The 3,627-nt window shown below is 54.8% G+C and carries 4 protein-coding genes; all 4 read left to right on the top strand.

Translation table 11 applies throughout. From position 1 onward, the window contains the following. On the top strand, positions 1-1,102 hold a 1,102-nt coding region (locus tag ACXJ5O_RS21600), incomplete at its 5' end, for an ABC transporter substrate-binding protein (RefSeq protein ID WP_457301686.1). A gap of 74 nt (positions 1,103-1,176) precedes the next feature. Continuing rightward, entirely contained in the window at positions 1,177-2,079 is a 903-nt protein-coding gene (locus ACXJ5O_RS21605; protein ID WP_457301687.1) for a carbohydrate ABC transporter permease, read from the top strand. 15 nt (positions 2,080-2,094) lie between these two features. Next, positions 2,095-2,907: a carbohydrate ABC transporter permease gene (locus tag ACXJ5O_RS21610; RefSeq protein ID WP_224505618.1), complete on the top strand. Its 813-nt coding sequence runs from the start codon at positions 2,095-2,097 to the stop codon at positions 2,905-2,907. A 5-nt stretch (positions 2,908-2,912) separates the two neighbouring features. Further along, positions 2,913-3,627 (top strand): ABC transporter ATP-binding protein (locus ACXJ5O_RS21615; protein ID WP_457301688.1); only part of this gene is annotated, 715 nt, incomplete at its 3' end.

Here is a 3,627-nt window from a genome sequence, read left to right on the forward strand (position 1 = left end):
GTACATGTACCTGCTGAAGGACGAGTTCGAGCGGTCACATCCGGACATCAAGCTGAACATCAAGACCGTTCAGTTCCGCGACATGGTCAACGATCTGGCGCGCGCCACCGCAACCGGTGAATCGCCTGACGTGACCTATATCGACAATCCCGAAGTCGCACTCTTCGCCTCGCGTGGCTTGCTGCTGGATCTCAGCCCCATGCTCGCTGAATCGAAGGTCATCAAGAAGGACGATATTTTCCCCGGCCCGCTTTCCTCGGTCACTTGGGACGGGAAGATTTACGGCATTCCGCGTGGCGCGAATACCATTGCGCTCTACTACAATGCGGACATGTTCAAAGCGAAGGGCCTTGACCCGGACAATCCGCCCAAAACCTGGGACGAGCTATACGCCGCCGCGAAGAAACTTAACGATCCAGCCAAAAATATCTATGGTTTGGCGTTTTCCGCCGTGGCCACCGAAGAGGGAACGTTCCAGTTTCTGCCTTGGCTGCAGATGGCTGGCGGCGACTACAACAAGGTCGACACCGAGGGTGGCGTCAAGGTTCTGGATTTCTGGGGCAAGCTGCTGGACGAGAAGCTCGCATCTCCCGATACCTTGATCCGCAGCCAGTTTGACTCGACTGGTACCTTCAATGCCGGCAATGCAGCGATGGCCATTTCTGGCCCATGGGAACTACCTCGCATGGGACGGGAAGCAAAATTCGATTATCGCGCCGCGCTTTTGCCGATTCCCCAGGAAGGCGCCACGCGCGCCTCTGCGCTCGGCGAAGGCGACAACGTTATCCTCGCCAAAAGCGAGCATCCCAAAGAAGCTTTTATCCTGCTGGAGTTTCTCTACAGCAAGATGCCCGATGTCTGGAACCGTTTTGGCTTTGTGCCTGCCGCAAATGTGAAGTCGAATGATCCAAAAACGCCAGCCATCTATGCCGTCTTTGAGGAAAGCATGAAATATGCCCGCAATCGCGGTCCTCATCCTGAATGGCCCAAGATTTCCAAGGCGATTTACACCGCCATACAGTCATCGCTGACGCATCAAAGCGATGCGAAGACTGCGCTGGGTACTGCACAGAAGCAAATCGACGCTGTTTTGAACAAATAGACTTCGACAATCGCTCCTTCGCGCGTGCGGAGGAGCGAGGATCGGAGATTTGAAGTGGCAAGCGGGAGGATACTGTGCAAGGCATCATCAGAACCATCCGGGACGGCAGCGGATTTGACATCTTGCTGCTTGGGCTTGCCCTGCTCTATCTCATCATTTTTTCGGCGTTTCCCATCGTCTACAATATCATCATGTCGTTGCAGACAGTTGACATGTTCACGCTTACTTCATTCAACCGCCCGTTTGTGGGCTTGCAAAATTACTACGATATTTTCTCCCAGCCGGTTGCCGGTACAATTTTCTGGAACACAGTAAAATTTGTGGTGCTCTCTATCGTGTTCCAGCTTTCAATCGGCTTCGGGCTGGCACTTTTCTTCCAGCAAGACTTTCCGGGCGCCAGCTATTTGCGTGGCCTGTTCCTGGCCGGATGGATCATGCCCGCACTCGTCGTCGGCGCAATCTKGAAATGGCTTTTCGCCGGCGATTTTGGCGTTATCAACTATGCCCTGACATCCCTCGGGATTGCCGATGACCGCATTTTCTGGCTCTCAGACCCAAACGTAGCGCTCTATGCCGTTATCATCGCCAATATCTGGCTCGGCATTCCCTTCAACATGATACTGCTATCGGTTGGCCTCGCGAGCATACCGCGTGATGTCTACGAGGCCGCCGAACTTGATGGCGCAGGAGCATTCGAGCGTTTTCGATCCATAACCCTTCCTCTGATGCGTGCGCAGCTTGGGGCCGTGATATCGCTCGGCGTTATCTTTACACTTCAACAGTTCGACTTGATCGCTGCTCTCACGCAGGGTGGTCCCGCTGACAGCTCCAATGTCGCTCAATATTGGTCGTGGCAGTTCTCATTCCAGACGTATGAGATTTCTCTCGGCAGTGCCGTCTCCGTTCTCATGATCATCTTCGTCATAGTGGTAGCAGCCGTTTATGTGCGCTCTACGCGCCATGAACACAGCTACTGAGGAAGGAGGACGCTGATGAAACGCTACGTTCTGCTCATCATCGGTCTGGCCATGACGGCGATCTATCTGTTCCCGCTTTACTGGATGTATTTGACGGCCCTGAAAAGCAGTACCGAGATATTTCAGTATCCGCCTACATTCTGGCCGTCAGACACGCAGTGGAATTTTCTGGAGGTATGGAAGAGCCGCGACATGGGCAGGTACATCTGGAATTCGCTGCTCATCGCTACAGGTGTTACGATCCTTGCTACGACACTGGGAACTGGATGTGCCTACGTATTATCGCGGGTTCGTAATGTCTGGATTGAAATTGCCCTGTTCGCGATATTGATGATGCAGGTTTTGCCGTCGTCTTTGATGGTCACACCCATCTTCGTGATGTTCAACCAGATCGGTCTTTTGGCCAGTCCGCGTATTGCTGTTATCCTGGCGCAAACCGCCAAAGTCTTGCCGCTCTACATCGTCCTCTGCCGGGCAACATTCGTGCAGGTGCCGCGTGAGCTGGAAGAAGCGGCGCTCGTCGACGGATCATCGCGCATCGGGGCATTCTTCCATATCATGCTGCCCCTGGCGCGTAACGGCATTCTGGTCACGTCCGTGCTGATCTTCCTGCAATCCTTCGGCGAATATGTCTACGCACGCTCGCTGATCGCCAAGAACGAATTGCAGACAGCAACTGTCGGATTGCAGACCTTCATGGGACCAAATGCCAATGACTGGAACGGCATCATGACTTACGCGGCCATCTACGTGACGCCCATCCTGATCGTATTCATGCTGTTGCAACGGCGTATCGTCAGCGGTCTTACTGCCGGCGCACTTAAATGAGGTGAATGATGCTCCAGATCGAAATCGACCATCTGAACAAGCATTATGGCGGGTTCCATGCGCTCAAGGACGTGAACATTTCCATCAAACAGGGCTCGTTCGTCGCCCTTGTAGGTCCGTCCGGTTGCGGCAAGTCCACTTTGCTGCGGACCCTTGCCGGACTCGAGAAAACCAGCTCCGGCGACGTCCGGATTGCCGGACGAAGTGTCATCGGCAAACCGCCGCGTGAGCGCGATGTCGCCATGGTATTCCAGTCCTACGCGCTCTACCCGCACATGGATGTCGAGCACAATATGAACTATTCGATGCGCCTGAAACGTCGTCCGAAGGAAGAAATCTCGGAGCGCACGCGAACCGCTGCAGAAACCCTCGGCCTTGGCAATCTTTTGGATCGCCTGCCCAAAGCCTTGTCGGGCGGTCAGCGGCAACGTGTTGCCATGGGTCGTGCCATTGTGCGCAATCCGAAAGTGTTCCTGTTCGATGAACCTCTCTCGAATCTCGATGCGGCGCTGCGCGTCCATATGCGCAGCGAGATTCGCAAGCTGCATGAGCGCCTGAACGCGACGTCGGTCTACGTCACGCACGATCAGGTCGAGGCGATGACCATGGCCGATCACGTCGTCGTTATGCGTGCCGGCGTTGTCGAGCAGCAGGGAAGTCCGCTTGATCTTTATGACCGGCCGGCGAACAGGTTTGTCGCCGGTTTCATTGGTTCACCGG

This window comes from Phyllobacterium sp. P5_D12 (genome assembly GCF_054049495.1).

Bases quoted from the DNA above. Each gene is read 5' to 3' on its own strand.
- ACXJ5O_RS21610 (WP_224505618.1), top strand. From the start codon at position 2,095: ATGAAACGCTACGTTCTGCTCATCATCGGTCTGGCCATGACGGCGATC.